The organism is Candidatus Hydrogenedentota bacterium (assembly GCA_019695095.1).
Classification (GTDB): Bacteria; Hydrogenedentota; Hydrogenedentia; order Hydrogenedentales; family SLHB01; genus JAIBAQ01.
On record JAIBAQ010000342.1, the window covers coordinates 1 to 3,605 of the forward strand.

Sequence of the window (3,605 nt, forward strand, 5' to 3'; positions counted from 1 at the left end):
TTCATCGTCATCCTCCCGGCAGCCACGTAAACCCGGAATCACCGAGCTTCGCATTCAGTTCAATCGCGGCCTTCCGCGTCATGGCTTTCTTCTTGTAGACATTCCGATGGGTGTCCATGAGGGAGAACATGATTTCGTAGGGGTCGTTCCACATCCGCGAATGGAGTTTTCGCCGGGTCTGCTTGAACCACGATTGCAGCGTGAGGCGCGAGTTCGCGTGGACGGTCACGACTTCTCCTCCAATTTCTTCGCCCCCTCCCACGATAGAATGATGGACGCGATGAGCAGCATGGCAAGCCCGCCTATTTGCGCTGGGCGGCACTTTGCGAAGATAAAAACTATCTCAGTAGCAAAGAGAAAAACCCCGAACAACACAAACCAGCAAAATGCAAACGCGCATACAAACGATGCGATTTTGCCGATACCCCACGTGGTCTTTTTCTTCACAAATCACTCCCCCGTTTCAGAAGGCCAGCCGCCTTCAATGCTTCGATGGTGGATACTTTTTCGGGCGGGACTGCTTTTTCGCCGCTTGGGACGCGGGGTTCGACACCACTTCTCACCGCCAATTCTGCGTCGTATGGGGTCATTCCGAAGGTCTTGACGTAGTGGGCGACCTTGGCGCGAGCGGTGGCTGTAAGAGGACCGTAGGCCGCGAGCAGGGTTTCGTCCTGACAGTTTTCGTAGTCGATTGTCATTGCATCATCATCCTCAATCCTACTCCGAAGTACGCGAATACTGCTGCCATCACAATCAGTATCCGCGTTGCGCGAACCGGGCCAACATCGTGATATAGCTGACGAATCAAGTACGCCAAGGTGCCAATCAGATACGTCGCTACGGGAACAACCACCATGCAGAATCCTACGCTGTTTTGGTTAAAGATGGAGTTCATTTGAACATCGTGCTGAGTGCGTCGGTAAGGAAGATCAGCATGAGGACGAAGACGGTTTCCGGCAGAACGTCGTAGCCGAAGATGAACTTGAAGCCAATAGCCGCCAGCCACGTCATTACGGCAGCCAATGCAACGCAAGCGAGATATTCAAAGATGGCCTTCATTCGTCGTTCCAGCATTGGCAACCGCGCATGATGTCGGTCGAGTGTCCGTCATAGCGACCACAATGCCTACAGTAGTCGGCCATGATTTCAGAGAAGACTTCGAGGCGTTGTTCGTCGGTCATTTGCGTGAGAAGTTTCCTGAGTTCATCGACGTGAACTGCGACCATACCCAAGACCGGAATCGGCGTGCTCATATTCAACACCTACACCCCTTCTGATGGAGAGTCAACGGGAATCGTCAAGTTTTTTTCGCGGTGTTCGCAGTCGAGCAAAGCCCCCGATTGAGCGCAGCCGACGAGCGTGTAATGGCGCGATTTCAGCATCTCGAAAAGCTCATCATCGGAATACATCCACGTTCCGTTTTCCTCTGTCATCACAAGTGGAGGTTCCGCGTTGTGCCAGCTTGCCCGCGCAAACATCAGGACGCCATCGATGTGGGAGAGCATGAGGACGACGATCCTGTAACACGGGAAGTCCTTTTGTTCCCAAACCTGCCCGTTCCATATTTTGAGTTCAGGGGATACGTGGCTCACGTTTCTTCATCCTCCAAATGGGGACGCCTGACGCACTCCCCGTCCACGATCAGCGTCTTTTTACAGCAGGGACAGGAGGCGGAGAAGTAGACGTTTCGCCTCGACGAAAACGCGAGGTAGGCTATGGCGAGGAGCGTGATGGCCGCGATGCCGACGATGAGAAGGGCTAGGCTTTCGCTCATTTCGGCGCCTCGGGTAACGGCATCCAGTGGGAGACTTCTTCGATATGCGCGGTATCCCACCCGCCGTCGTCGATGGACTCGAATCTTTGCGGTTCGTGCGCGTATGGCTGATGGAATATAGCGACATGAACCTCGCAAGGCTGGTCTGGAACCCTGCGCCAACAGATGAGGATGCGCCGTTGAAAGTCCTCCTCGGGCAACCTGTCCTTCGTGGAAACCCACCCCGGCAGGTCATCGAAGCGGACGTACTCGCCGTCTTTGGCTTCGCACATATCTTCTCCGCAAGGCTCGTATCGTTTCATGGCTTCCTCTTTCTCAGTTGGGACTCACGCAATTCGCTGATGGCGATGCTGCGCATGTGGGACGCCTCGGCCTTTCCGCAAATGTCCTCAATGGCCTGTCCATAGCCCGACAAGTAGGCAAGATGTTCGTCGGTAGACGGCCCCGATTTTGCCGCGTACGCCAGAGACAGAGCGTGCGTGTAGGCCGCCTGCGCGAATTTCGTGACTGACGGCTTCACGCTGGCCCCTCCTCATGGTTGACGGGTTCTGACGGCGGCGGCAGTCCGTGGTCGGCGTAAACCGCATCTCGAATGTCGCGCACCTGCAAGAGCAGCCCGGTGTACTTCCATCCCAAGTCCTCGCGCAGATGCCGCTCAAGCTCGCCCAGCGGGTCGCCCCGCGAAATGTTGCACCCCTTCACGCCTCCCCCTTCCCTTGTTAGGCCAGCGGCGGCTTTGTGAAATCGGGAAGGTCGTCGCAACCAGAAAGCAGCACCGTGAAGGTGGTGCACGGCCCGTCGCGGCCATCCCTTACCGACTTGACGATGGGGGAGTTGCCTTTGAATTTGCTGTCGATCCAAAGCTGGACCGCCTGCTTCATCGTCGCTTCGTTCAGAACCAAGTCATTGTGTCCGATCATTTCCCAAGTGCCTCCAAGTTTTTCCTGCGTTCGTCGTCCGTCTTACCCGACACCCAACAAGCAAGCACGCGGGCAACCCACTGGCTGACCGAACGCCCGTCTTGCGCGGCCAGCGTCTTTATGCGCTCGCCCAACTCCTCATCAACGACAGCTTGAATCTTCATAAGTACAGGAGAGTACACCCTACGCTTGTGGCGTCAAGGACTTTTCTTGTTTTTTCTTCTGATGGGCCATCGCCAGTTCCAGCATCTCGCACGCCCATTCAGGAAACGTCTTCTGCTGCAACGCCGCCCATGCCGTCCACGCATCCATCATGGCCTTCGGCGCATCCAGCGAGTCCCGCGAAAGCAGCTTCGCCCGAATCCACTCTGACCGATTCTCGCCCCCCAACTTCGTAATCCGCTCCATCTCATCCCCCGACACGCGAATCAATATCGACTTCTCTTTCATGTATATCTCCTTGTATATCACAGACTGTACCCACAACCCCAATCCTTGTATATCAACACCCCCTCATTTGTATATCAAACAGGGTAGTCGTGTATATCACGCTCTCCGAGACTCGCCCCTCCACGCCCCCAATCCAGCCCCGATCTACCCCACCCTACCCGTCTACCAGCCTCCACCAGAATCTCCCCGCCGCGAGCCTCCCAGACCCCTCCAATCCCATTTCCACCAATATCCACAGCCTTTCCAGAGTCCCTTTATTTGATAGCAGTACCTTTTTATCCACAAGATTGTAGCTTAAACCATTAGTTTATAGGTACTTACCTTTAATCTGCCGATCTTTATGCCGATGTCGGTGGTTAATCCCCCATCCGCTCCGCTCACCCCGCCAAGAATTAGAGGGCCGTCGCAACTATCCGTGAAGTCAAGCTTTTGCGAGAATGAGACTGCTTTCCTGCCCATGC

General features: G+C 55.2%; 14 protein-coding genes. All 14 read right to left on the bottom strand.

The features are described from left to right. Window positions 1-7 precede the first annotated feature (7 nt). From K1Y02_25980 to K1Y02_26045, 14 genes are read right to left on the bottom strand one after another with little or no spacing between them, the layout of a single operon-like run. A complete protein-coding gene (locus tag K1Y02_25980; GenBank protein MBX7259831.1) occupies window positions 8-229 on the bottom strand; it encodes a hypothetical protein in 222 nt (73 codons plus the stop codon). Then, on the bottom strand, window positions 226-447 hold the full coding sequence (locus tag K1Y02_25985; protein ID MBX7259832.1) for a hypothetical protein: 222 nt from the start codon (window positions 445-447) through the stop codon (window positions 226-228). Before K1Y02_25985 ends, K1Y02_25980 begins: the two co-directional genes overlap by 4 nt. Then, on the bottom strand, window positions 444-698 hold the full coding sequence (locus K1Y02_25990) for a hypothetical protein (GenBank protein MBX7259833.1): 255 nt from the start codon (window positions 696-698) through the stop codon (window positions 444-446). Before K1Y02_25990 ends, K1Y02_25985 begins: the two co-directional genes overlap by 4 nt. Next, window positions 695-895 carry a hypothetical protein gene (locus K1Y02_25995; GenBank protein MBX7259834.1) on the bottom strand — a complete coding sequence of 67 codons (201 nt, stop codon included), beginning with the start codon at window positions 893-895 and terminating at the stop codon, window positions 695-697. The genes K1Y02_25990 and K1Y02_25995 overlap by 4 nt, the downstream gene beginning before the upstream one ends. Beyond that, window positions 892-1,059 carry a hypothetical protein gene (locus tag K1Y02_26000; protein MBX7259835.1) on the bottom strand — a complete coding sequence of 56 codons (168 nt, stop codon included), beginning with the start codon at window positions 1,057-1,059 and terminating at the stop codon, window positions 892-894. Before K1Y02_26000 ends, K1Y02_25995 begins: the two co-directional genes overlap by 4 nt. Continuing rightward, window positions 1,056-1,253 carry a hypothetical protein gene (locus K1Y02_26005; protein MBX7259836.1) on the bottom strand — a complete coding sequence of 66 codons (198 nt, stop codon included), beginning with the start codon at window positions 1,251-1,253 and terminating at the stop codon, window positions 1,056-1,058. The genes K1Y02_26000 and K1Y02_26005 overlap by 4 nt, the downstream gene beginning before the upstream one ends. Window positions 1,254-1,262: 9 nt before the next feature. Then, window positions 1,263-1,592, bottom strand: coding sequence for a hypothetical protein (locus tag K1Y02_26010; protein ID MBX7259837.1), 330 nt, complete (start codon window positions 1,590-1,592; stop codon window positions 1,263-1,265). Further along, window positions 1,589-1,774, bottom strand: coding sequence for a hypothetical protein (locus K1Y02_26015; protein MBX7259838.1), 186 nt, complete (start codon window positions 1,772-1,774; stop codon window positions 1,589-1,591). Before K1Y02_26015 ends, K1Y02_26010 begins: the two co-directional genes overlap by 4 nt. Further along, the gene (locus tag K1Y02_26020) at window positions 1,771-2,076 is read right to left on the bottom strand and encodes a DUF551 domain-containing protein (GenBank protein MBX7259839.1); all 306 of its coding nucleotides are present in this window, start codon (window positions 2,074-2,076) and stop codon (window positions 1,771-1,773) included. The genes K1Y02_26015 and K1Y02_26020 overlap by 4 nt, the downstream gene beginning before the upstream one ends. Further along, complete coding sequence (locus K1Y02_26025) at window positions 2,073-2,294, bottom strand: hypothetical protein (protein ID MBX7259840.1); 222 nt, start codon at window positions 2,292-2,294, stop codon at window positions 2,073-2,075. Before K1Y02_26025 ends, K1Y02_26020 begins: the two co-directional genes overlap by 4 nt. Continuing rightward, the gene (locus K1Y02_26030; GenBank protein MBX7259841.1) at window positions 2,291-2,476 is read right to left on the bottom strand and encodes a hypothetical protein; all 186 of its coding nucleotides are present in this window, start codon (window positions 2,474-2,476) and stop codon (window positions 2,291-2,293) included. Before K1Y02_26030 ends, K1Y02_26025 begins: the two co-directional genes overlap by 4 nt. Before the next feature lie 17 nt (window positions 2,477-2,493). Continuing rightward, the gene (locus K1Y02_26035; GenBank protein MBX7259842.1) at window positions 2,494-2,694 is read right to left on the bottom strand and encodes a hypothetical protein; all 201 of its coding nucleotides are present in this window, start codon (window positions 2,692-2,694) and stop codon (window positions 2,494-2,496) included. Then, window positions 2,691-2,858, bottom strand: a complete 168-nt coding sequence (locus K1Y02_26040) for a hypothetical protein (GenBank protein MBX7259843.1) — start codon at window positions 2,856-2,858, stop codon at window positions 2,691-2,693. The genes K1Y02_26035 and K1Y02_26040 overlap by 4 nt, the downstream gene beginning before the upstream one ends. Window positions 2,859-2,877: 19 nt before the next feature. Then, complete coding sequence (locus tag K1Y02_26045; protein ID MBX7259844.1) at window positions 2,878-3,144, bottom strand: hypothetical protein; 267 nt, start codon at window positions 3,142-3,144, stop codon at window positions 2,878-2,880. Window positions 3,145-3,605 lie beyond the last annotated feature (461 nt).

Excerpts from the sequence above, each read along its gene's own strand:
- K1Y02_26020 (MBX7259839.1), bottom strand. The coding sequence starts at position 2,076 with ATGAAACGATACGAGCCTTGCGGAGAAGATATGTGCGAAGCCAAAGAC.
- K1Y02_26015 (MBX7259838.1), bottom strand. The coding sequence starts at position 1,774 with ATGAGCGAAAGCCTAGCCCTTCTCATCGTCGGCATCGCGGCCATCACG.
- K1Y02_26045 (MBX7259844.1), bottom strand. The coding sequence starts at position 3,144 with ATGAAAGAGAAGTCGATATTGATTCGCGTGTCGGGGGATGAGATGGAG.
- K1Y02_25995 (MBX7259834.1), bottom strand. The coding sequence starts at position 895 with ATGAACTCCATCTTTAACCAAAACAGCGTAGGATTCTGCATGGTGGTT.
- K1Y02_25990 (MBX7259833.1), bottom strand. The coding sequence starts at position 698 with ATGACAATCGACTACGAAAACTGTCAGGACGAAACCCTGCTCGCGGCC.
- K1Y02_26035 (MBX7259842.1), bottom strand. The coding sequence starts at position 2,694 with ATGATCGGACACAATGACTTGGTTCTGAACGAAGCGACGATGAAGCAG.
- K1Y02_26005 (MBX7259836.1), bottom strand. The coding sequence starts at position 1,253 with ATGAGCACGCCGATTCCGGTCTTGGGTATGGTCGCAGTTCACGTCGAT.
- K1Y02_26000 (MBX7259835.1), bottom strand. The coding sequence starts at position 1,059 with ATGAAGGCCATCTTTGAATATCTCGCTTGCGTTGCATTGGCTGCCGTA.
- K1Y02_26040 (MBX7259843.1), bottom strand. The coding sequence starts at position 2,858 with ATGAAGATTCAAGCTGTCGTTGATGAGGAGTTGGGCGAGCGCATAAAG.